We start from the raw sequence: 22,743 nt of genomic DNA, 5'->3' as shown, positions 1-22,743 counted from the left end.
TTCGACATGATCTGCAGACCAGGACGGGCGAGCTCGGCGCGCATCAGCAGCGCCATCACGCCGCCGATCAGGAAGAACGCGAACGACGTGACGAGGTACAGCGTTCCGATGGTCTTGTGGTCCGTGGTGGTCAGCCACTTGATGACCACGTTTCCGGGCTGCTTGCGCCGGACCGGTAGCTCGTCGGCGTAACCGCCTTCAGCCGCCGCGGCACCCTGGGGTTCGTTGAGGATGCTCACAGGTTTGTCGTCTCCCGGTTCTTCTCGTGACCCGTCTGCGCGATGCCGGCGGGAACGTAACCGGTCTGCCCCTTCTTGGCGAGGTCCTTGAGGTGCTGCTCGTACCGCTCGGGGGAGACGACCTTCACGTTGAACAGCATCCGCGAGTGGTCGACGCCGCACAGCTCGGCGCACTTGCCCAGGAAGGTGCCCTCCTTGTTGGGGGTCACCTGGAAGGAGTTGGTGTGGCCCGGGATGACGTCCATCTTCATCAGGAACGGCACCACCCAGAAGGAGTGGATGACGTCACGCGACGTGAGGACGAAGCGGACGGTCTCCCCCTTCGGGAGCCACAGCGTCGGGCCCGGGTTGTTGGTCTGCGGGTTCCGTGTGCCAGGCGTACCGACGTCGTAGACACCACCGGCGTTCGCCGGGAAGTCGTCCTTGAAACGGTTCGGGATGGCGGCCAGGTTCGCGTCTGTCTTCGCGTCACCTGTGGAACCCTCGACGGGCTCGATGTAGTTGAAGCCCCAGCTCCACTGGAAGCCGACGACGTTCACCGTGACGTCCGGCTTCTTGTCGAGGCTGAGGATCTTCGTCTCGTCGCGCGCGGTGAAGTAGAAGAGCACCGAGACGATGACGAGCGGAACGACCGTGTACAGCGCCTCGATCGGCATGTTGTACCGGGTCTGCGGAGGCACTTCGATCTTGGTGCGGCTGCGCCGGTGGAAGATCGTGCTCCAGATGATCAGGCCCCACACCAACACGCCGGTGGCCAGCGCGGCGGCCCAGGACCCCTGCCACAGGGAGAGGATCCGCGGAGCCTCTTCCGTGGTCGGGGTGGGCATACCAAGGCGGGGGAAGTCCTTGTATGTGCAACCGGTGGCGGTCGCCAGGACCAGGCCCGCGGTCATTGCCTGCAGCAGCTTCCGCCGCATCGGGCGCCGCGGCGAGCGGTCGGAGCCGTTGGGACTCACGTAGCGCCTTCCCGAGAGTCTCGCCCGCGCGGTATGGCTGCGGCCTGGCCTTCTCGGTGGTCGGTCGCCGTCCTGCGTCGGGCAGGGGTTTGGATGTTTATGCGGACCAAACCCTAGCCGACGCCCTCCGGGGGTTCGCGGGGAGGGGGGCCTACTCGGTTGGGGGTTCGCTGGATTGGCGGCTGCGGGTGCGTGGGGGCTGGTCGCGCAGTTCCCCGCGCCCCTGAGGGCATAGCGTTGACCGGTGACTTACTTCGATGTCGCTTCCAGTGCTCCGCTCCATCCCGTAGCGCGTCAGGCGCTGTTGGCGTCTCTGGACGAAGGGTGGGCCGACCCCGGACGTTTGTACCGGGAAGGACGGCGGGCTCGGCTGCTGTTGGACGCGGCTCGGGAAGCCGCTGCCGAAGCCGTGGGGTGTCGGGCCGACGAACTGGTCTTCACATCCTCCGGCACACGAGCCGTACACACCGGAATCGCGGGCGTGTTGGCAGGGCGGCGACGCGTCGGGGGTCACCTGATCGTGTCAGCTGTCGAACATTCCTCCGTACTCCATTCGGCCGACGTGCATGAGGCCGGTGGTGGAACGGTCACGCAGATCGCGGTGGACCGTACGGGCGCGGTGACCGCGGAGGCCTACGAGCGTGCCCTCCGGTCGGACACCGCGCTGGCCTGTCTCCAGTCGGCCAATCACGAGGTGGGCACCGAGCAGCCCGTGGGGGCGGTGGCCGAGGTGTGCCGGGCGGCCGGGGTGCCGTTGCTGGTGGACGCGGCGCAGTCGCTCGGGTGGGGGCCGGTCGAGGGTGACTGGTCGTTGCTGGCGGCGAGTGCGCACAAGTGGGGCGGGCCGGCGGGGGTCGGGCTGCTCGCCGTACGGAAAGGGGTGCGGTTCGCGCCGCAAGGGCCCGTGGACGAGCGGGAGTCGGGACGGGCGGCCGGCTTCGAGAACCTGCCCGCGATCGTCGCGGCGGCGGCCTCACTGCGGGCGGTGCGCGCGGAGGCGGCCCAGGAGGCGGTACGGCTGCGGGAGTTGACGGAGAGGATCCGGACCCGGGTGCCGCGGCTGGTACCGGACGTGGAGGTGGTCGGGGATCCGGCCCGGCGACTGCCCGGGATCGTCACCTTCTCCTGTCTCTATGTCGACGGAGAGACACTCCTGCACGAACTGGACCGGGCGGGCTTCTCGGTCTCGTCCGGCTCGTCCTGCACGAGCAGCACCCTGACGCCGAGCCATGTGCTCAAGGCGATGGGGGTGCTGAGTGAGGGCAATGTGAGGGTTTCGCTGCCCGCCGGGACCGCGGAGGCGGACGTCGAGCGCTTCCTGGAGGTGCTCCCCGGGGCGGTGGCGGCGGTGCGGGAGAAACTGGGCTCCACACTGCCGACCACCGTCACCACCGAGGACGCCCTCGTCGTGGACGCCCTCGGCAAACGCTGCCCCATCCCCGTCATCGAACTCGCCAAGGTCATCGGCCAGGTCCCGGTGGGCGGCACGATCCGAGTCCTGTCCGACGACGAGGCGGCCCGCCTGGACATCCCGGCATGGTGCGAGATGCGGGGGCAGGAGTACGTGGGCGAGGAACCGGCGGATCAGGGCTGTGCGTACCTGGTCCGCCGGGTCTCGTAGGTCAGCCCAGATGCCCCTGAACCTCGGCCGCAGCATCGTGCCCGTAAGCCTTGGTGAAGCGGTCCATGAAGTGCCCCCGCCGCAGCTGGTACTCCTGCGTACCCACCGTCTCGATGACGAGAGTCGCCAGCATGCAACCGACCTGCGCGGCACGCTCCAGAGAGACACCCCAGGCAAGACCGGAGAGGAACCCCGCGCGGAACGCGTCGCCGACACCCGTCGGGTCAGCCTTCCGCTCCTCCTCCGCGCAACCGACCTCGATCGGGTTCTCACCCACCCGCTCGATCCGAACACCCCGCGAACCGAGCGTCGTCACCCGCGTCCCGACCTTCGCCAGGATCTCCGCGTCGCTCCAGCCGGTCTTGGACTCGATGAGCCCCTTCTCGTACTCGTTGGAGAAGAGGTACGTCGCCCCGTCCAGCAGGATCCGGATCTCGTCGCCGTTCATCCGGGCGATCTGCTGGGAGAAGTCCGCCGCGAAGGGAATGGAACGGGACCGGCACTCCTCGGTGTGCCGGAGCATGCCCTCCGGGTCGTCCGCGCCGATCAGCACCAGGTCGAGACCGCCGACCCGGTCCGCGACAGCCTTGAGCTCGATCAGCCGGGCCTCGCTCATCGCACCCGTGTAGAAGGAGCCGATCTGGTTGTGGTCGGAGTCGGTGGTGCACACGAAGCGGGCGGTGTGCAGGGTCTCGGAGATCCGCACCGAGTCCGTGTCGACGCCGTGCCGCTCCAGCCAGCCGCGGTACTCGTCGAAGTCGAAGCCGGCCGCGCCGACGAGGATCGGCCTGGTGCCCAGCTGGCCCATGCCGAACGCGATGTTCGCGCCGACGCCGCCCCGGCGTACGTCGAGGTTGTCGACCAGGAAGGAGAGCGAGACCGTGTGCAACTGGTCCGCGACGAGCTGGTCGGCGAAGCGGCCGGGGAAGGTCATGAGGTGGTCTGTGGCGATGGAGCCGGTGACTGCGATGCGCACGGCGGGGACTCTCCTGTGGGGAGACAGATTGACAGTTCACGCTACCGGGTCGTAGCCGGGCTCTGAAGCCGCCAAAACTACCCGATAGTAGATCTTTCTTCGCGGGCGGAACCGTGCCTACCGTTCCGCTATGACGAACCTCAAGGTCCACGCGCCCGCTCCGGCCGATCTGGAAGGCGACCTCGCGTCGCTGCGCGGCGACTGCGCCAGGATGGCGCCGCACTGGACGGCGCCCGTCCGGATCGTCGCGCTGCCGGTGTCGCCGTCGCTGATCCACGGTGTGACGGTGCCCTCGAGGTCGGCTCGGCTGCTGGATGAAATGTCGGACTACGGCGACTGAAACCAGCTCGATCGTTCGTATCGGCGCATTGCAGGGAACCGCGCGCTCCCCCGGCGCGTCCCATCGCCGTCCCCCTTAAAGGGGATGCGGGATACGACCCTCCAACCGGCCGCTTCGGCAGGGCCGGGTCAGGGTCAAGGGACAGTTGCGCAGCCGAAGGAGCGATGCGGTGAACACCGAGCGACCCGATGACGACACCCCTGCCTCCGGCGGTGAGGCGGCAAAGGGAGCGGAAGCCGAAGCGTCCGACGACGCCGCGAAGGCTGCCGGTACCGAGGAAACGCCTGCCGAGGCTTCCGGTGTCGAGGAAACGGGCGCCCGTGACGAGGAGGACACCGAGTCCGAGGCTCCCGGCGCGGAAGTCGGCGACGCCGTGACCGCCGAGGCCCCGGCCGACGCACACGCTCCCGCCCTCGAGGAAACCCCCGACGCTGGTGACGCCGACGCCGATGAAGCCGATCCCGGCGACACCGACGCCGACACCGACGCCGATGAAGAAGCCGCCCCCGTCTCCGCCGAAGTCCCCGGCCCGCACGAATCCGAGGCCGAGGCCCCTCAGCCGAACCGACGCCGTCCCCGCGTTCTCGTCGCCTCCGTCGCCGCCGCTGTCCTGCTCGTCGGTGGCGGTGGGGCGTATCTCGCCGCCACGGCCTCCGGAGGAGACGGTGGAGATGCGGGGGCCGGAACGGGAGGGACCGGTACTCCCCCGCAGCTCGTGCTCGACGGCTACTCCGAGGGCGGTTCGAACGGGATCGCGCCCGGGGAGCCGAATCCGTACGGCGTGACGTACAAGGTCGACGGCAGCCTTCCCGACGGGCCGGACTCGGCGCCCGTGTACCGGGCGACGGGCCAGGTCACCAAGGACGAGGTGGCCCGGCTGGCGAAGGCGCTCGGGGTGGAGGGGACGCCGGTGGTGCAGGGGCGGTCCTGGCAGGTCGGGCCGGACCAGGACGGTGGGGGGCCGAGCCTGGTGGTCGACAAGGCGGCGCCGGGCACTTGGACCTTCCACCGGTTCGCGGCCGGCACCGACAACTGCAAGAGCATGACCGTGTGCCCGCAGGATCCCGCGAACCCGGCCGGCGACACGGTGAGCGAGGCCGCGGCGAAGAAGGCGGCCGCGCCGATCCTGAAGGCGATCGGTCAGGACGACGCGAAGGTGGACGCCAGTCAGGTCATGGGCGCCCAGCGGGCCGTGAACGCCGAACCGACCGTCGGCGGGCTGCCCACCTACGGCTGGACGACCGGTCTCACGGTGAGCGCGCAGGGTGAAGTGGTCGGCGGCACCGGCCGGTTGAAGGCGCCGGTGAAGGGCGACACCTATCCCGTGCTGAGCGCGAAGAAGACGCTGGCCCTGATGAACTCGGCGCCGACGACCGACCACCGCATGGGCATCGGCGGCTGCGCCAGTGCCGTACCGCTGAAGGACCGGCTCGAAGCGCCCTGCGGGTCGTCGACGGCTGAGCCCACGCGGGAGACGGTGACCGTCGGTGACGCGGTGTTCGGGCTGGCCGCGCGGTCCGTGGACGGGCGGCAGACGCTGGTGCCGTCGTGGCTGTTCCAGGTGCGGTCGGCCGGGGCGACGGACGGTTTCCGGGTGACGTATCCGGCGGTGGACCCGAAGTATCTGGCCTCGCCCTCGCCCTCGGCCACGCCGAGCGGTGCGCCCAGCCCGACGGCGTCCACGCCGGGCGGTGACGAGCCGACCTCGTCCACGGAGACGCGGAACGTCAAGGTGGAGGGCTACTCGACCGACGGGCGGGAGCTGACCGTGACCTTCTACGGCGGGGTGTGCGCCGACTACAAGGCGACGGCGAGCGAGAGCGGGGACGAGGTGACCGCGACGGTGACCGAGACGCCCTGGAAGAACAAGGTCTGCATCATGATCGCCAAGGAGTACCAGCAGACGGTCCAACTGGACGAACCGGTCGGTGCCCGCGAGGTCGTGGGGTCGGACGGCAAGGGGATCCCGGTGGAGAAGGCGGGCGCGCGGCTGCCGCAGGCGTCCATGGCGCAGTAGTTACGGCGGCACGTCGTCCGTCCGTTCACCGGACACGACGAAGGCGGCGGCCCGGTCGGAGGGGGCCGCCGCCTTCGTCGTGTCCGGTCTCCCGGATCTCAGGCTTGGCTGAACTGTTCCAGGCTCGGCTGGACGACTTCGGGTTTAGCTGAAGGAGTCGCCGCAGGCGCAGGAGCCCGTCGCGTTCGGGTTGTCGATCGTGAAGCCCTGCTTCTCGATGGTGTCCACGAAGTCGACGGAGGCGCCGCCCAGGTACGGGGCGCTCATGCGGTCGGTGACGACCTTGACGCCACCGAAGTCCTTGACGACATCGCCGTCGAGGGAGCGCTCGTCGAAGAAGAGCTGGTAGCGCAGGCCGGAGCAGCCGCCGGGCTGAACGGCGACGCGCAGCGCGAGGTCGTCGCGGCCTTCCTGGTCGAGCAGGGCCTTGACCTTCGCCGCGGCGGCGTCGGACAGGATGATGCCGTCGGTGACGGTGCTGGTCTCGTCCGATACGGACATCTACATCTCTCCCGGGTTGTACGGAGACTGCTTGCCGACAATTGCAACCGGCAGGGCCGCGGATTCATTCCGGGCCGGGTGGCGTTCTTTTCGCCCGTTCCTCTTCTGTTCCACCAACCATGCTCGCACATGCCCGCAAGGTCCCTCCCCGAGCGTGCACCGAGTGCGTACCAAGCGCCCGCCGGGATTGATGTCACATCGACGCTATGGGCATCGTCAAACTGACGTGAAGCAGTTATGATAGATAACGTCAATTCGACGAGAAGGTCCGTCTTTTCAGGACAGCCCGCAGAACAGAAAGGGTGCGTGTCGTGACCACCGCCCAGACCCAGGAGCTCGACGTACAGCCGACGCCCCTCGCCCTGCTGCTGCTCGGCCGCGAGGCCGACCCGAAGAGCGAGCGGGGCGTCGAGTGTCCCGGTGACCTGCCCTCGCCGTCCGACCCCGACCTGGTCGAGCGGGCCCGCGCGGCCAAGGAGAAGCTCGGCGACAAGGTCTTCGTGCTCGGCCACCACTACCAGCGCGACGAGGTCATCCAGTTCGCCGACGTCACGGGTGACTCGTTCAAGCTGGCCCGGGACGCGGCCGCGCGCCCGGAGGCGGAGTACATCGTGTTCTGCGGTGTGCACTTCATGGCGGAGTCCGCGGACATCCTGACCTCCGACGACCAGAAGGTCGTGCTCCCGGACCTCGCGGCCGGCTGCTCGATGGCCGACATGGCCACCGCCGAGCAGGTCGCCGAGTGCTGGGACGTGCTGACCGAGGCCGGCGTCGCCGAGCAGGTAGTGCCCGTCTCGTACATGAACTCCTCCGCCGACATCAAGGCGTTCACCGGCAAGCACGGCGGCACGATCTGCACCTCCTCGAACGCCGAGCGGGCCCTTGAGTGGGCCTTCGAGCAGGGCGAGAAGGTCCTGTTCCTGCCCGATCAGCACCTGGGCCGCAACACCGCCGTGCGGGACATGGGGATGACGCTCGAGGACTGTGTCCTCTACAACCCGCACAAGCCCAACGGGGGCCTGACCGTTGAGCAGCTGCGCGCCGCGAAGATGATCCTGTGGCGCGGCCACTGCTCGGTGCACGGCCGTTTCTCGCTGGAGTCGGTCGAGGACGTGCGTGCCCGCATACCCGGGGTCAACGTCCTGGTGCACCCCGAGTGCAAGCACGAGGTCGTCTCCGCGGCGGACTACGTCGGCTCGACGGAGTACATCATCAAGGCGCTCGAGGCGGCCCCGGCCGGTTCGAAGTGGGCCATCGGTACGGAACTCAATCTCGTGCGCCGGCTCGCGAACCGGTTCGCGCCCGAGGGCAAGGAGATCGTCTTCCTCGACAAGACGGTCTGCTTCTGCTCGACCATGAACCGCATCGACCTCCCCCACCTGGTCTGGACCCTGGAGTCCCTGGCCGAGGGCAAGCTGGTCAACCGGATCGAGATCGACAAGGAGACCGAGGCGTTCGCGAAGCTGGCGCTGGAGCGGATGCTGGCGCTGCCGTAGGTCTGCGTCCGGCCCGGCTCACCCGACCCCGCTCACTCGGCCCGGCTCACTCCGTCACGGGCTTCCGTTGGGGGTGGGCCGGGTCGAGGCTGAAGACGGTGCCGTCCGGGGTGATCACGATCAGCGCACCGCCGTACGGCAGCACCGCGGACTTGATCACCTCGCCGCTGGCGAGCTGCTCGGCGTGGGCGCCCGTCTCCCACAGCAGCGTGCCCCTGCGGGCGTCGAGGGCCGCGACCCGGCCGCTGGTGCTGGCCAGATACAGGGTGCGGGTGCGGGCGTCGTACGTGGGCCGGCCCGAGCCCTCGGCGCCGGTGCGGGTCTGCCACAGCTGTTTGCCGGTCAGCGGGGACACGGCGGTCACCAGGCCGTTGGCCCCGGTGATCCACAGCGTGCCGGCGGCCAGCGTCACCGCGCCCTCGTACGTCTTCGTCAGTTTCACCGTGGTGCCGGCGCCGGTGTCCGGGTCGGCCAGCCAGATCTTGCCGAACGTCAGCTCCTCGGGGCGCGTCGGACCCGTGGTGCCGACCGCGAGGACCGGCTTGCCGTCGACGGTGCCGAGCAGACCGGTCGTGTACGGGGTCTCCACCCGCCGGACCACCGAGCCGTCGGCCTGGTCCAGCTCCAGGAGCTCGGCGGGCCGGCTCTCGTCCCCCGGGAAGCAGTGCGCGTACAGGCCTGAGCCGTACGTCAGGAGCTGGCAGTAGTTGTCGGCGGGCAGCTCCACGGTCCAGCGCTCGGCGCCGGTGCGCGGGGAACGGGCCGTCACCCGCCGGCCCTCGGGGGTCAGGGCGAGCTCGCCGGACACGCCCAGGTCGACGGTCTCGTCGCGCACCTCGCGGGACCACAGCCGCTCGCCGCTGTCCGTGTCGAGAGCGACGACGGTGACCGTCGAGTTCCCGGAGGTCCCGATGTACACGGCCTGCCGGACCAGCATCACGTCGTCCCGCACGCCGAGGAGCGTGAAGGAGTTCAGCTCCGCGCCGGGTTCGGTGGACGCGAGGGAGGAGCGCCAGACCGTCTTGCCGGTACGGCCGTCCAGCCGGACCGGAAGGATGTCGTTGCCCGCGCAGTAGACCGCGTCCTCGTACCTGGCGCAGGTGGCGTCGGTCGGGTCGCCGCTCTCCTTCCCCAGCGCCTCGGCCGCGCCTCGCGGTGCCGTCCTGAACACCGTCGACTGCCAGGTGCCGAAGCCGGTGGGCACCGCCGCCCACCGGGAATCCGGGGAGCCGGCGGAGGCCGGCGCCGGAGGACTGTCCGAGAATCCCGGGCCGAGCCACACGTACCCGAGCAGGCCCAGGGCCGTCGCGCAGACCGTGCCGACCACCAGCAGCGGGCGGAGGCGACGACGCCACCCGCCGGTACGGCGGCCGGGCCCGGGGGGCTTGGTCACGTCCCCCGGGTCGGCTCCGGAGGTGGTCTCCCCCACGGTGCGCAGCCGGTCCGTGCGCAGCGTCAGCGTGACCGGGTCGCCGGGGTCCGCCTCGGGCAGGGCGTCCGCGAACTCCCGTTCCAGCTCGTCGAGTTCGGGCCGGTCCTTGGCCTCCTTGGCCAGGCAGCGCTCCAGGACCGCGCGCAACGGCAGCGGCAGCCCGTCCAGTACGGGCTCGTTGTGGACCACCCGGTAGGCCGTCAGATAGGGGCTGTCGGCGTCGAAGGGACCGCGTCCGGTGACGGTGTACACCAGCAGCGCCCCGAGCGAGAAGACGTCCGAGGAGGGGCCCACCGTACGGGCGTCGGTGAACTGCTCCGGGGACATGAAGGGCGGGGTGCCGATCATCTGGCCGGTCTCGGTGAGGGTGTTGTGGTTCTCCACCGCGCGGGAGATGCCGAAGTCGATGACGCGGGGGCCGTCCTCGGACATCAGGACGTTGGCGGGCTTCAGATCCCGGTGCACCACCCCGGCGCGGTGGATGTCCCGCAACGCCTCGACCAGCCCCAGGGCCAGACGGCGCAGTTCGGTGCCCTTCAGTGCGCCGTGGTCGCGGATCCGCTCGGCGAGGGAGTTCCCGGGGACGTACTGGGTCGCCATCCAGGGCCGTACCGCCTCCGGGTCGGCATCCACCACCGGTGCGGTGAAGGCGCCGCTCACCTTGCGGACGGCCTCGATCTCCTGGCGGAACCGGGCGCGGAAGACCGGGTCCTCGGCGTACTGGGCGTGCACGACCTTCACGGCGACGTCACGGCCCGAGCGGGACCGGCCCCAGTAGACGACGCCCATGCCGCCGACTCCGAAGCGGTCCACCAGTCGGTATCCGCCGACCGACTTCGGATCGTCCTTGTGCAGTGGCACCGCCGGGATCCCCTTCACCGTCAAGCAGGTCGAGCCACAAGATACCCAACGGGGTAACGCCGACGGCCGGGCCCGGACCGTCCTGGTCCGGGGCCCGGCCGCCTCGGCCGTCACACTCCCGCGGGCTCCGGCTCCGGTTCGTCCGAGGCGGATCGCCGGGCCGGCGGCTCGGTCCTCCTCGTCTGCTTCGCCGCGCGCTTCGACGCCCGGCGCTCCTTGCGGAGTTCGAGCATCGCGTAGAGCGTCGGCACCAGGAGCAGGGTGAGCAGGGTCGACGTGATCAGGCCGCCGATGACGACCACCGCCAGCGGCTGCGCGATGAAGCCGCCCTCGCCGGTGACGCCCAGGGCCATCGGGAGCAGGGCGAAGATCGTCGCCAGGGCCGTCATGAGGATGGGCCGCAGGCGGTGCCGGCCGCCCTCGACCACTGCCTCGACGACGCCGTACCCCTGCTTGCGGTACTGGTTGATCAGGTCGATCAGCACGATCGCGTTGGTCACCACGATGCCGATCAGCATCAGCATGCCGATCATCGCGGGGACACCCATCGGGGTGCCGGTGACGATCAGCAGGCCGATCGCGCCGGTCGCCGCGAACGGGATGGAGACCAGCAGGATCAGCGGCTGGACGAGCGAGCGGAAGGTCGCGACCAGCAGCATGAAGACGATCGCGATCGCCGCCAGCATCGCCAGGGCCAGGTTCTTGAACGCGTCGTCCTGGTCCGAACTGACCCCGCCGATCTCGGCGGTGGCGCCGGCCGGCAGCTTCAGGGCGTCGATCTCGGTCCCCAGCTTGCCGCTCACCGCGCCCGTGTTGTCGCCGGTCGGCCGCGCGCTGATGGTCGCCGCGCGCTGGCCGTCGATCCGGGTCATCGAGACCGGTCCGTCGACCAGCTTCACCGTGGCGATGTCGCCCAGCTTCACCGGACCGAGCTTGAGATTCCTCAACTGGGCAAGAGTCGCCGCCGGCCTGGCCGACTTGATGACGACGTCGCGCTCGGTGTCGTCCAGGGTCGCCTTGGCGGCCGTGGTGCCCTTGACCGCCTCGGTGACCGCCGCGCCGAGCGTCTGGTCGTTGTAACCGGCCGCCGCCGCCTTGGAGTTGGCCTTGACCGAGATGCGCGGCACGCTCTGCGACAGATCGCTGCTGACGTCGGTGACGTCGTCGAGCCCCGCCACGGCCTTGCGGACCTGCTCGGCCGCCGTACGCAGCACGTTCCCGTCGGCCGCCTTCACGACCACGCTCAGGTCCTGGTTGCCGAAGCCGTCACCGGCGGAGACGGTGGTGGTGCCGATGCCGGTCAGCTTCTTCAGGCCGGACTCGATGCCGTCCTGCACGTCCTCGTAGGACGCCGAGTCCTCCAGCATCACCTGGTACGAGGCCTGGTTGGTGTCCGTGCCGCCGCCGAAGGCCGCCATGAAGCCGGACGAGCCGATGGTGACCTGGTAGTCCTTGACGCCCTTGGTGGCGCCGAGCAGCTGCTCGACCTTCCTGGCCTGCGCGTCGGTGGCCGCCAGGCTGGTGCCGGGCTCCAACTCCTGCTTGACGGTGAGGACTTCCTGTTCGCCCTGGTCGAAGAAGTTCGTCTTCAGCAGCGGCGCCATGCCGAACGTGCCGATCAGGACCACGGCCGCGAGCAGCACGCTGGTGAGGCGGCGACGGGTCGCGAAGCGCAGGACGGGGACGTAGATCCGCTGGAGGCGGCTCTTCGCCTCCTTCTCCTCGGCCAGCCGGCGGGCCTGTTCGGCGTCGCCCGGTGTGCCCTTGGGGGCGCGCAGGAACCAGTACGACAGGACCGGTACGACCGTCAGCGACACCAGCAGCGAGGCCAGCAGGGCCGCCGTCACCGTCAGGCTGAACGAGCCGAACAGCTCGCCCACCATGCCGCCGACCAGCCCGATCGGCAGGAAGACGGCGACGGTGGTGAGGGTCGAGGAGGTGACCGCGCCGGCCACCTCGCGGACCGCCTTGAGGATGGCCTCCTCGCGCTCCTCGCCGTAGCCGAGGTGCCGTTTGATGTTCTCCAGGACCACGATCGAGTCGTCGACGACCCGGCCGATGGCGATGGTCAGCGCGCCCAGCGTCAGCATGTTGAGGGACAGGTCGCGCGTCCACAGGACGATCAGCGCGAGCACGACCGAGAGCGGGATGCTCACCGCGGTGACCAGGGTCGAGCGGACCGAGGCCAGGAACACCAGGATGACCAGGATCGCGAAGAGCAGGCCGAGCGCGCCCTCGGTGGTCAGGCCGCTGATGGACTTCGAGACCGCCGGGCCCTGGTCGCTGACGACCGTGATGCTCGCGCCGGAGCCGACGTCCTTGCGCAGGCCGGGCAGCTTGTCCTCGACCGCGTCGGAGATGGCGACCGCGCTGCCGTCGTGGTCCATGGTGACCGACACCGCGAGGCTCGGCCTGCCGTCGGTGCGGGTGATGGAGTCGGCGGTGGCCTGCCGCTGCTCGACGGTGGCCACGTCTCCGAGGCGCACCGGCTTGCCGCCGCCCTGGCCCGTGACCATCAGGTCCTGGATCTGCGTCAACGAGGTGAAGCCGCCGCCCACCTGGACGGTGCGGTTGGCGCCGTCCTCGTCGAAGGAACCGGCCGGGACGGTCGCGCCGCCCGCCTGGAGGGCCTGGCCGAGGGCGAGGGTGGTGAGGCCCGCCCGCGCCAGCTTCGCGTCGTCGGGCGTGACGGTGACCTGGAGGTCCCGCACCCCGTCGACGGTGACCTGGCGGACGCCGTCGATGCCCTCCAGATCCGGTACGACGGTCCGGTCGAGCCGGTCGGCGAGGGCCTGCTGGTCCTGCTCGGAGGTGACGGCGAGGACGACCGTCGGGATGTCGTCCGTGGAGCCGGCGACGACCTGCGGGTCGACGTCGTCCGGGAGCTGGACGCGGGCCCGGTTGACGGCCTGCTGGACGTCGGCGACGAGTTGCTTGGTGTCGTTGCCGTAGTCGAAGGAGGCCATGATCACGGCGTTGCCCTCGCTCGCCGTGGAGGTGACGCCGGTGATGCTGTCGACGGCTTCGAGGTTGTCCTCGATCGGCTCGACGACCTGCTTCTCGACGACGTCGGGTGCGGCGCCCTGGTAGGGGGCGATCACGGACACCATGGGCAGTTCGATGGAGGGCAGCAGTTGCTGCTTGAGCTGCGGTATCGCGATCGCTCCGAAGGCGAGCACGATGATGGACATCAGACCTATCAGGGCCCGTTGCGCGAGGCTGAATCGGGACAGCCAGGACATGGGTGAGGGTTCTCACTTCCGGGAGGGGAGGGAGCCTTCTGGGAGGGTCAGAAGGGCAGGAGTCGACAGCGGATGCACAGGTGAGCGTCCGCCCTCTCACCCTGAGCCATCGGGGAGCCCCGATTCCTAGCTCCCAGGTCCCGTTCCTTATCCGGCGCATACTCCGGCCGCAGTACGGCCGGTGGAGTTCACTCCACCCTTGGACGTACCAGCCCCGACTCGTAGGCGATCACGACCAGTTGGGCCCGGTCGCGGGCGCCGAGCTTGGCCATGGCCCGGTTGACGTGGGTCTTCACCGTGAGCGGGCTGACCTCCAGGCGCTCGGCGATCTCGTCGTTGGAGAGTCCGCCGGCGACCTGGACCAGCACCTCGCGCTCCCGCACGGTGAGCGCGTCGAGCCGCTCTGCGCGGGCCGGGTCGCGGCCGTCGTCGGCCGCGCCGCCCTGGGCGAGGAAGCGGGCGATCAGGCCCTTGGTGGCGGCCGGGGAGAGCAGTGCCTCGCCGCCGGCCGCGACGCGGATGGCGGAGAGGAGCTCGTCGGGTTCGCTGCCCTTGCCGAGGAACCCGGAGGCGCCGGCGCGCAGCGACTGCACGACGTAGTCGTCGACCTCGAAGGTGGTCAGGATGACGACCCGGACGTGCGCGAGGGAGGGGTCGGCGCTGATCATGCGGGTGGCCGCGAGGCCGTCGGTGCCGGGCATCCGGATGTCCATCAGCACGACGTCGGCCCGCTCCTGCTTGGCCAGCCGTACCGCCTCCGCGCCGTCGGACGCCTCGCCCACGACCTCCATGTCGGGCTCCGAGTCGACGAGCACCCGGAAGGCGCTGCGCAACAGGGCCTGGTCGTCGGCGAGCAGGACGCGGATGGTCGTCATACGGGGTCCCCCGAGGCGCGTGAGCGGGTCTTGACCGGCAGGATCGCATGGACGCGGAAGCCGCCGCCGTAGCGGGGACCGGTGGTCAGGGTGCCGCGCAGGGCGGTGACGCGTTCGCGCATGCCGAGCAGTCCGTGGCCGCCGCCGCTCTCCGGATCGTCGTCCTCCCCGGCGCCGTTGTCCAGGACGGTGATCTCGATGTTCGGGCCCACGCGTACGACGCTGACCTCCGCCTTCGCCTCCGTACCGGCGTGTTTCTGCACGTTGGTGAGGGCCTCCTGGACCACGCGGTAGGCGGCCAGGCCGACGGCGGCGGGCAGGGTGGTGCCGTGGTCCGAGCGGGCGACCTCGACGCGCAGTCCCGCGCTGCGGAAGGTGCCGACGAGTTCGTCGAGGCGGTCCAGGCCCGGCGCCGGTTCGGTGGGGGCCTCGGGGTCGCCGGACTGACGCAACAGGCCGACGGTGGCGCGCAGTTCGTTGAGCGCGGAGCGGCTGGCCTCGCGTACGTGGGCGAGGGCTTCCTTGGCCTGGTCGGGCCGCTTGTCCATCACGTGCGCGGCGACTCCGGCCTGCACGTTGACCAGGGCGATGTGGTGGGCGACGACGTCGTGCAGGTCACGGGCGATCCGCAGGCGCTCCTCGGCGACGCGGCGGCGGGCCTCCTCCTCGCGGGTGCGTTCCGCTCGCTCGGCGCGGTCCCGGATCGCCTGGACGACCGCGCGCCGGCTGCGGACGGCGTCTCCGGCGGTGGCGCCGATGCCGGTCCAGGCGAAGATCGCGAGGTTCTCCTGGGCGTACCAGGGCAGGGGTCCTGCCAGCATCGAGGCGCCGGTCAGGACGGTCATCGTCAGCAGGCCGAGGCGCACGGTGGTGGCGCGGTCGGTGGTGTACGCGACGGTGTAGAGGGCGATGACCGCTGCCATGGCGACGGGGGCGCGGGGGTCTCCGACGACGCACTCGATCAGGGAGACGGTGCCGGTGAGGGCGAGGACCGTCCGGGGGGCGCGGCGGCGGAAGACCAGGGCGAGGGCGCCGAGGACGATGAGGACGAGGGAGAGGGCGTCGGGGGTGCGGATGCCCCAGTCGACGCCGTGCTTTCCGTGCGGGTCGACGTATGAGCCGGCCACCATGCAGACCAGGACGCCGAACGCCAGGGCCGCGTCCAGCGCGAGGGGGTGCGCCTTCAGGTGGTGGCGGGCGCGGTCTTGGGTGCGGCTCACGTCCTGAACAGTACGGCGTCCCTGCGGGGCTTTGAACGGGGGCCGACTGTCGGTTTCCTGTGCGGTTTCGGGCATTGGCGTGGGCGTTCCTGGGGGCTGCCGCCCCCAGCCCCCCGCTTCGGCCTGAACGGCCTCGTCCTCAAACGCCGGACGGGCTGAAAGACGCGGACCGGTATCCGTGAAGTGCCGTCCCCTTCAGCTGCCGCCCCCTCCGGGTGGGTGGGGGTTCGGGATGACACACAGCCGCCCTCGAACACCGCACAAGCCGAGAGATGCGGACCGGCATCCGGGAGATGCCGTCCCCTTCAGCCGCCGCCCCCTCCGGGCGGGTGGGGGTTCGGGATGGCACACAGCCGCCCTCGAACACCGGACAAGCCGAGAGATGCGGACCGGCATCCGGGAGATGCCGTCTCCTTCAGCTGCCGCCCCCTCCGGGTGGGTGGGGGCTCGGGATGGCACCTAGCCGTCCTCGGACACCGCACGAGCCGAGAGATGCGGACCGGCATCCGTGAGGCGCCGTCTCCTTCAGCTGCCGCCCCCTCCGGGTGGGTGGGGGTTCGGGGCAGTGAACAGCCGTCCTCGGACGCGGGACGGGCTCAAGGACAAAACCGCGGGCCCGCCCCACCCCTTGCCCCTTCTTTCTGCTCAGCTTCTTTCTGCTCAGCCCGGGATCAAGCCGTCGTCGCTCAGCAGGTCCCGGACTTCCTCCAAGGTCGCGTCCGGGGACGGGAGGATCAGTTCGGAGGGTTCCAGGGAGGCGTCCGGGAGCGGGGTGCCCAGTTCTCGGACCTTGGCGAGGAGGGCCTGGAGGGTGCGGCGGAAGCCGGGGCCGTCGCCGTTCTCCATCTCGCGCAGGAGTTCGTCGTCCAGCTTGTTGAGTTCGGTGAGGTGGCTGTCGGCCAGCCTCACCTGTCCCTCCCCCATGATCCGTACGACCATGTCGCCCATGTGTCGGCCTCCTAGGCGTGGGCCCTCACTGCTTGTCGAAGCGTGGGGTGTCCTGCGGTTGCTGCTGGGCCTGCGACTGGCCGTTGCCGCCCTCGATCGCCTGCTGCTGCGAGGACGGGCCGCCGGCCAGTTCCGCCTTCATGCGCTGCAGTTCCAGCTCTACATCCGTACCACCGGAGAGCCGGTCCAGCTCGCTCTGGATGTCGTCCTTGGCCAGACCGGAGTGGTCGTCGAGGACGCCCGAGGCGAGCAGTTCGTCGATGGCGCCGGCGCGGGCCTGGAGCTGGGCCGTCTTGTCCTCGGCGCGCTGGATGGCCATGCCGACGTCGCCCATCTCCTCGGAGATGCCGGAGAAGGCCTCGCCGATCCGGGTCTGCGCCTGGGCGGCGGTGTAGGTCGCCTTGATCGTCTCCTTCTTCGTACGGAAGGCGTCGACCTTGGCCTGGAGGCGCTGGGCCGCAAGGGTGAGCTTCTCCTCCTCGCCCTGGAGCGTCGCGTGCTGCGTCTCCAGGTCGGTCACCTGCTGCTGGAGCGCGGCCCGGCGCGAGAGCGCCTCGCGGGCCAGGTCCTCGCGGCCGAGGGCGAGGGCCTTGCGGCCCTGGTCCTCCAGCTTCGAGGACTGCGACTGCAGCTGGTTGAGCTGGAGCTCCAGACGCTTGCGGGAGGTGGCGACGTCGGCCACTCCCCTGCGTACCTTCTGAAGCAGCTCCAGCTGCTTCTGGTACGAGTAATCGAGGGTTTCGCGCGGGTCCTCGGCCCGGTCAAGGGCCTTGTTCGCCTTCGCGCGGAAGATCATCCCCATACGCTTCATGACACCGCTCATGGGCTTCGCGCGCCCCCTTCTGACGGACTCCAGCTCCAGCTCTGCGACAGAACCCACAGTACGGGCCCTGCATCCATTGACGCACTGTTCCGGGACGGATGCGGTCATCCCCAAGGACGACTGCGCTCGCTCCCGCTCCGGCGTAGGGAGTAGGTGTCCCCCCAGGGTGACCCCCGAGAAGTACCCAAGAGGTACCCGCCAAGGACCCGGGGCCGGAAGTACGTGCAACGTCCCCTCTGTCCCTTACAGGACGACTGGTGTTGCCGGATCGTTCCCCGCCGGGCTGGGGTCCAACCCCGGCCACCCCTTACCCTTGGGTTTTGTGTTCCGAAGCCGCGCCAAGGAAGAGAAGGCCGCGCCCGCCGACAAGGCGTCGCTGACCGACTCCAAGCAGACCCGTGACCCGCAGGCCCCCAAGGGCCGCCCGACGCCCAAGCGCAATGAGGCCCAGTCCCAGCGCCGCAGCGTCGCCAGTACGTCGATGACGCGCAAGGACGCCTCCAAGCGTCAGCGCGAGGAGCGGCGTACCGCGATGCAGCGTCAGCGCCAGGCGCTGGCCAGTGGCGACGAGCGCTACCTGCCCGCGCGGGACAAGGGCCCGGTGCGCAAGTTCGCGCGCGACTGGATCGACTCGCGGTTCAACGTGGCCGAGTTCTTCCTGCCGATGGCCGTGGTCATCCTGGTGCTGAGCATGGTGCGCGTGGGCGCGCTGCAGAGCATCGCGCTGCTGCTGTGGCTGGTCGTGATCGTGCTCATCCTGGTCGACGCGTTCGTCAACGCCTTCCGGCTGAAGAAGCGGCTCGCCGAGCGCTTCCCGGACCAGAACCGCAGGGGTGCCGTCGCCTACGCGTTGATGCGCTCCCTCCAGATGCGCCGTCTCCGGCTGCCGAAGCCGCAGGTCAAGCGCGGAGAGCGGCCCTGAGCGCGGATTCCTTCTCCGGGGGCGCGGCGGATGCCTGGCTGAGCAAGCTGGGCGGGCTGCGGGATGTCGTACGACAGGAGCTTGTCGCTCGGCAGCTAGAGGCTCAGATAACCGGGCGGTTCCCGGTCGGGCAGCGGCTGCGCGTGCTCGACGTGGGGATGGGCCAGGGCACCCAGGCGCTGCGGCTGGCCCGGGCCGGACATCAGGTGACCGGGGTCGAGCAGGACCCCACGATGATCTCCGCGGCCCGCGAGGCCGTCGCCGCCGAGCCGGAGGGCATCCGGGAACGGGTGCGCCTGGTCCAGGGCGACGGGCGGGACACGGGGGTGCACTTCCTGCCGGGCAGCTTCGACGTGGTGCTCTGCCACGGGGTGCTCATGTACGTCGGTGATCCGGACGCCCTGCTGGCGGGGCTGGCCCGGATGCTCGCGCCGGGCGGACTGCTGTCGCTGCTCGTGCGCAACGGCGACGCCCTGGCGATGCGGCCGGGGTTGTCGGGTGACTGGGCCGGCGCCCTCGACGCCTTCGACACCGTCTCGTACACGAACCGGCTCGGACTCGACGTGCGTGCCGACCGGCTGGACACCCTCACGGCCACGCTCGCGGGCATCGGGGCACCGCTGCACGCCTGGTACGGCGTCCGGGTCTTCACGGACACGGCGGCCGACGGGGTGCTCGCGCCGGACGACGTGGAGACGCTGCTGGCGGCCGAGGAGCGGGCCGGGCGAACGGATCCGTACCGGCGGGTGGCGGCGCTGCTGCATCTGTGCGGCGTGCGCGGCTGACGGCACGGGGCCCGGTCCCGGCGCGGGCACCGGTCAGCTCGTTCGGGTGAACCGGGCAAGCCGGACAATCACCCCGAAGAGACACTCGGGGCATGGATGCTTCCCGTAACCGTGCCGTCCGGCTGCTCGCTCCCGTCGCCGTGCTGTCCTGTTCGCTCGCCCTGCTGAGCGGGTGTTCCGGGTCCGGTTCGGCGGGCGAGGGCGGGACGTCGAAGGCGCGGACCGAGCAGGCCGCGCAGGCCGCCGAGGTCGCCGCGCCCGCGTCCGGCGACGATCTCCAGAACGACTACCTCAAGGTGATCAAGGACGTTCTGCCGTCGGTGGTGCAGATCCAGGCCAGCAGCGATCTGGGCTCCGGGGTCGTGTACGACGACCAGGGGCACATCGTCACCAACGCGCACGTCGTCGGGGACGAGACGACGTTCAAGGTGACGACCGCCAACAGCGAGGACGTGCTCAGCGCCAAGCTCGTGTACTCCTACCCCGAGCAGGACCTCGCCGTGGTGAAGCTGGACAAGGTGCCGGACGGGCTCAAGGCGGCCTCCTTCGCCGACTCCTCGAAGGTCGACGTCGGGCAGATCGTCCTGGCGATGGGCTCGCCGCTCGGGCTGTCGTCCAGCGTGACGCAGGGCATCGTCTCGGCGACCGGACGGACCGTCAGCGAGGGCAGCAGCGGCGGGGGTACGGGCGCGACCATCGCCAACATGGTGCAGACCTCGGCCGCGATCAACCCCGGCAACAGCGGAGGCGCGCTCGTCAACCTCGACGGGCAGGTCATCGGCATCCCGACCCTCGCGGCCACCGACCCCGACCTCGGGGGCAGCGCGGCGCCGGGTATCGGGTTCGCGATCCCGTCCTCGATGGTGAAGACGGTCGCCGACCAGATCATCAAGGACGGCAAGGTGACCGACTCGGGCCGGGCCGCGCTCGGCATCACCGGCCGTACGGTCGTGGACGGCACCTACCGGGCCGCCGGGGTCGCCGTCGTCGAGGTGAAGAGCGGCGGGGCCGCGGACAAGGCGGGCATCGAGGCCGGCGACATCATCACCAGGCTGGGTGACACGGACATCACCACCATCACGTCACTCTCGGAGGCACTGGCCGAGGACAGGCCCGGTCAGAAGACGACCGTGACGTACACACGTGACGGAGACGAGGACAAGACGGACGTGACGCTGGGCGAACAGTGACCGAGGGGGCGGCCGGTACGCCGCCCCCCTGTGTCCATGTCCCGCGGAGCCCCTACGCGTCCTGGGCGTGCAGGCTCATCGGACCGTAGATCTCCGTGGTGTCCTCGAACAGCCGCACCTGGTCCGCGCCGCCTTCGAGGAGTGCCTTCCAGTGCTCCCCGATCCACGACTCGGCGTCCCCCTGCGTGGTGAACTCCTCGGGCTGCACCGCGGGCGGGACCTCCGCCCCGTCGGTCTTCTCGAACCGCCACGTCCATGCCGCCATGTACGCCTCCCGTGTCTGAGCACCTGCAGAGCGAGAGCCGGATCTTGGTCCGGCTCCTGCTGTGCAGACTAGTCGGACGGGCAACACCTGCGCAGACACGCGAAAATCACTTCTGTGGAAGTAACACTGCTCGGCACCGGTGCCCCGGCGGGTCTGCCCCGCCCCGACTGTTCCTGCGCGACCTGCGCCACCTCCCTCGGGGAGCACGCGCGCGCGGCGACCGCGCTGCTCATCGACGGCACGTTGCTGCTGGACCTGACGCCGGGTGCGGCCTTCGCGGCGGCGCGGGCCGGGCGTTCGCTCAGCGGCGTACGGCAGGTGCTGTTGTCGCATCCGCACGACGGGCCCGCCGTCGAGGTGCCGGTGGGGCTGCCGCAGCCCGGTCGGGTGCCGGACGGGCGGGAGTTGGCGCTGCTGACGGGGCATCGGGTGCGGGCGGTGTCGATGGACGCGCCGGGCACCGGGTACGCGGTGACCGGTCCGGACGGACAGCGGCTGCTGTATCTGCCGCCGGGGGGCGCGCCGGCCGGCCTTGACGGCAACGGGGCCGTGGAGTCGTACGCCATGGTGCTCGCCGATGTCGTGGGGCGGCCGGACGCGCTCGCCAGGCTGCGGGCGGTGGGGGCGCTGGGGCCGACCACGGACGTCGTCGCCGTCCATCTGGACCATGACGTGCCGCCCGGCGCCGAGCTGCGGCGACGGCTGGCCGCGGCGGGCGCGCGGGCCGTGCCGGACGGGACGACCCTGACCGTGGGGGTGTACGAGGACGTGCCCGACGTACCGCGGCGGACGCTGGTGCTCGGTGGGGCCCGGTCCGGGAAGTCGGTGGAGGCCGAGCGGCGGCTCGAGGCCTTTCCGGACGTGCTCTACGTGGCCACCGGCGGCACGCGCGGCGGGGACACCGAGTGGGCGTCCCGGGTCGCCGTGCACCGGGAGCGCCGCCCGGGGTCGTGGCGGACCACCGAGACCTGCGACCTGGTGCCCCTCCTGAAGGACGACGGCGCGCCGCTGCTCATCGACTGTCTGTCCCTGTGGCTGACGGACGCCATGGACTCCGTGGGGGCGTGGGACGACGCCGTATGGGCGGACGGCGGTGAACGGGCGCTGCGCGAGCGGATGCGGGAGCTGACGGACGCGGTGCGCGCGAGCAGGCGGACCGTGGTCGCCGTCTCGAACGAGGTCGGCTCGGGGATCGTGCCGGCCACCGCGTCGGGACGGCGCTACCGGGACGAGCTGGGCCGGCTGAACGCCGCGTTCGCGAGCGAGTGCGAGCAGGTGGTGCTGCTGGTGGCGGGCCAGGCGCTGGTGCTACGGGGCTGAGGGCGCCCGGCGGGCGACGATTCGGGCGGTGGGGCGGAGGCGGTCCGACAACGGGCCGTTGAGGAAGGAGCCGTCGAGGAACGGGCGGTCGAGGAGTCTGCGGGGCTTCGGCGGGACGATCTCGCAGCCCTGGGACTCCAGTTCGGTGCGCAGGGCGTCCACGCGGGGGCGGGGCGTCTCCAGGAGGAGGAGGCCGCCGGGGCGCAGGAGGGTGAGGGCCGCCCGGAGGTCCTCGTCGGGGGTCGGGGGGTGGAGGAGGGTGACCACGTCGTAGCGGGCGCGCAGGGCTCGGGTGAGCTGCGGGTCCGTCAGGTCGCCCACGTACGCCTCCTCGACGCGCTCCTCCTCGCGGGCCGCCAGGACGCGCGCGGTGGGGTCGATGCCGTCGAAGGACGTGTAGGGGAACAGCTCCTTCGCCGTCGCCGGGAACTGCGCGTCGCCGGTGCCGACGTCCAGCCAGCTCTCGGGTTCGGGCTCGACTCGCAGCAGCGCGCGGGCGGTTGAGCGGTGACGGCGGCGCCGGTCGAGGTCGTCGGCACGCGCGCGTAGGACGCCGGCCCGGGCGCGCAGGGCGGTGAGAGCCGATCCGGCGGAGCGGAAGGACCGGACGGAACGTGCGGAGAGTAGGGAGAGTGCGGCGAGTGGTGACATGTGCGGCTCCCGAAGACGTATGACAATCCGCTGCAAAGCGGAACATATGGGGTCTTGATCTTG

Annotated in this window: 19 protein-coding genes and 1 pseudogene; 8 read left to right on the top strand and 12 right to left on the bottom strand. The window is 70.6% G+C overall.

The features are described from left to right. Window positions 1-239 (bottom strand): annotated as a pseudogene (locus ACIP6U_RS45470) (cytochrome ubiquinol oxidase subunit I); the annotation flags it as partial. Next, on the bottom strand, window positions 236-1,195 hold the full coding sequence (coxB, locus tag ACIP6U_RS45465) for a cytochrome c oxidase subunit II (protein ID WP_401729081.1): 960 nt from the start codon (window positions 1,193-1,195) through the stop codon (window positions 236-238). The pseudogene ACIP6U_RS45470 and the gene coxB, both read right to left, overlap by 4 nt. Before the next feature lie 244 nt (window positions 1,196-1,439). Here coxB and ACIP6U_RS45460 point away from each other — a divergent pair, with 244 nt between their 5' ends. Then, window positions 1,440-2,816 carry a cysteine desulfurase/sulfurtransferase TusA family protein gene (locus tag ACIP6U_RS45460; protein ID WP_401729080.1) on the top strand — a complete coding sequence of 459 codons (1,377 nt, stop codon included), beginning with the start codon at window positions 1,440-1,442 and terminating at the stop codon, window positions 2,814-2,816. Window position 2,817: 1 nt separating this feature from the next. On the opposite strand, the gene ACIP6U_RS45455 is transcribed toward ACIP6U_RS45460, so the two are convergent. Beyond that, entirely contained in the window at window positions 2,818-3,792 is a 975-nt protein-coding gene (locus ACIP6U_RS45455) for a carbohydrate kinase family protein (RefSeq protein ID WP_401729079.1), read from the bottom strand. A 130-nt stretch (window positions 3,793-3,922) separates the two neighbouring features. Here ACIP6U_RS45455 and ACIP6U_RS45450 point away from each other — a divergent pair, with 130 nt between their 5' ends. Continuing rightward, window positions 3,923-4,132 carry a hypothetical protein gene (locus ACIP6U_RS45450; RefSeq protein ID WP_401729078.1) on the top strand — a complete coding sequence of 70 codons (210 nt, stop codon included), beginning with the start codon at window positions 3,923-3,925 and terminating at the stop codon, window positions 4,130-4,132. Window positions 4,133-4,301: 169 nt separating this feature from the next. After that, window positions 4,302-6,149: a hypothetical protein gene (locus ACIP6U_RS45445; protein WP_401729077.1), complete on the top strand. Its 1,848-nt coding sequence runs from the start codon at window positions 4,302-4,304 to the stop codon at window positions 6,147-6,149. Window positions 6,150-6,293: 144 nt separating this feature from the next. Here ACIP6U_RS45445 and ACIP6U_RS45440 read toward each other — a convergent pair whose 3' ends face one another. Further along, a complete protein-coding gene (locus tag ACIP6U_RS45440) occupies window positions 6,294-6,650 on the bottom strand; it encodes an iron-sulfur cluster assembly accessory protein (RefSeq protein ID WP_124004201.1) in 357 nt (118 codons plus the stop codon). Window positions 6,651-6,961: 311 nt separating this feature from the next. Here ACIP6U_RS45440 and nadA point away from each other — a divergent pair, with 311 nt between their 5' ends. After that, complete coding sequence (gene nadA, locus ACIP6U_RS45435) at window positions 6,962-8,146, top strand: quinolinate synthase NadA (RefSeq protein ID WP_401729076.1); 1,185 nt, start codon at window positions 6,962-6,964, stop codon at window positions 8,144-8,146. Window positions 8,147-8,192: 46 nt separating this feature from the next. Here the strand turns inward: nadA and ACIP6U_RS45430 are convergent, their stop codons facing one another. From ACIP6U_RS45430 to ACIP6U_RS45405, 6 genes are all read right to left on the bottom strand, one after another. After that, entirely contained in the window at window positions 8,193-10,439 is a 2,247-nt protein-coding gene (locus tag ACIP6U_RS45430) for a protein kinase (protein ID WP_401729075.1), read from the bottom strand. 110 nt (window positions 10,440-10,549) lie between these two features. Next, complete coding sequence (locus tag ACIP6U_RS45425) at window positions 10,550-13,681, bottom strand: efflux RND transporter permease subunit (protein WP_401729074.1); 3,132 nt, start codon at window positions 13,679-13,681, stop codon at window positions 10,550-10,552. A gap of 188 nt (window positions 13,682-13,869) precedes the next feature. After that, window positions 13,870-14,556 carry a response regulator gene (locus tag ACIP6U_RS45420; protein ID WP_401729072.1) on the bottom strand — a complete coding sequence of 229 codons (687 nt, stop codon included), beginning with the start codon at window positions 14,554-14,556 and terminating at the stop codon, window positions 13,870-13,872. Further along, window positions 14,553-15,776: a sensor histidine kinase gene (locus tag ACIP6U_RS45415; RefSeq protein ID WP_401729071.1), complete on the bottom strand. Its 1,224-nt coding sequence runs from the start codon at window positions 15,774-15,776 to the stop codon at window positions 14,553-14,555. The genes ACIP6U_RS45420 and ACIP6U_RS45415 overlap by 4 nt, the downstream gene beginning before the upstream one ends. Window positions 15,777-16,436: 660 nt before the next feature. Further along, window positions 16,437-16,715 (bottom strand): hypothetical protein, encoded by a 279-nt coding sequence (locus tag ACIP6U_RS45410; protein ID WP_401729090.1) that lies wholly within the window; start codon window positions 16,713-16,715, stop codon window positions 16,437-16,439. 34 nt (window positions 16,716-16,749) lie between these two features. Continuing rightward, window positions 16,750-17,547 carry a PspA/IM30 family protein gene (locus ACIP6U_RS45405; protein ID WP_401729070.1) on the bottom strand — a complete coding sequence of 266 codons (798 nt, stop codon included), beginning with the start codon at window positions 17,545-17,547 and terminating at the stop codon, window positions 16,750-16,752. Window positions 17,548-17,830: 283 nt separating this feature from the next. On the opposite strand from ACIP6U_RS45405, the gene ACIP6U_RS45400 reads away from it, so the two are divergent. From ACIP6U_RS45400 to ACIP6U_RS45390, 3 genes are all read left to right on the top strand, one after another. Continuing rightward, window positions 17,831-18,469 carry a DUF3043 domain-containing protein gene (locus tag ACIP6U_RS45400; protein ID WP_401729089.1) on the top strand — a complete coding sequence of 213 codons (639 nt, stop codon included), beginning with the start codon at window positions 17,831-17,833 and terminating at the stop codon, window positions 18,467-18,469. Between the two features lie 47 nt (window positions 18,470-18,516). Beyond that, window positions 18,517-19,254, top strand: coding sequence for a class I SAM-dependent methyltransferase (locus tag ACIP6U_RS45395; RefSeq protein ID WP_401729088.1), 738 nt, complete (start codon window positions 18,517-18,519; stop codon window positions 19,252-19,254). 92 nt (window positions 19,255-19,346) lie between these two features. Continuing rightward, window positions 19,347-20,444 (top strand): S1C family serine protease, encoded by a 1,098-nt coding sequence (locus ACIP6U_RS45390; protein WP_401729069.1) that lies wholly within the window; start codon window positions 19,347-19,349, stop codon window positions 20,442-20,444. Window positions 20,445-20,496: 52 nt separating this feature from the next. Here ACIP6U_RS45390 and ACIP6U_RS45385 read toward each other — a convergent pair whose 3' ends face one another. Beyond that, window positions 20,497-20,709: a hypothetical protein gene (locus ACIP6U_RS45385; RefSeq protein WP_280877427.1), complete on the bottom strand. Its 213-nt coding sequence runs from the start codon at window positions 20,707-20,709 to the stop codon at window positions 20,497-20,499. 114 nt (window positions 20,710-20,823) lie between these two features. Here ACIP6U_RS45385 and ACIP6U_RS45380 point away from each other — a divergent pair, with 114 nt between their 5' ends. Further along, on the top strand, window positions 20,824-22,029 hold the full coding sequence (locus tag ACIP6U_RS45380) for a bifunctional adenosylcobinamide kinase/adenosylcobinamide-phosphate guanylyltransferase (RefSeq protein ID WP_401729067.1): 1,206 nt from the start codon (window positions 20,824-20,826) through the stop codon (window positions 22,027-22,029). On the opposite strand, the gene ACIP6U_RS45375 is transcribed toward ACIP6U_RS45380, so the two are convergent. Then, window positions 22,018-22,680 carry a methyltransferase domain-containing protein gene (locus ACIP6U_RS45375; RefSeq protein ID WP_401729065.1) on the bottom strand — a complete coding sequence of 221 codons (663 nt, stop codon included), beginning with the start codon at window positions 22,678-22,680 and terminating at the stop codon, window positions 22,018-22,020. The two genes, ACIP6U_RS45380 and ACIP6U_RS45375, sit on opposite strands and share 12 nt — an antisense overlap. Window positions 22,681-22,743: the final 63 nt, after the last annotated feature.

Origin of the sequence: Streptomyces sp. NPDC088794, from assembly GCF_044750545.1 — a bacterium.
GTDB lineage: Bacteria > Actinomycetota > Actinomycetes > Streptomycetales > Streptomycetaceae > Streptomyces.
This window is presented reverse-complemented; position numbering and strand designations above follow the sequence as displayed.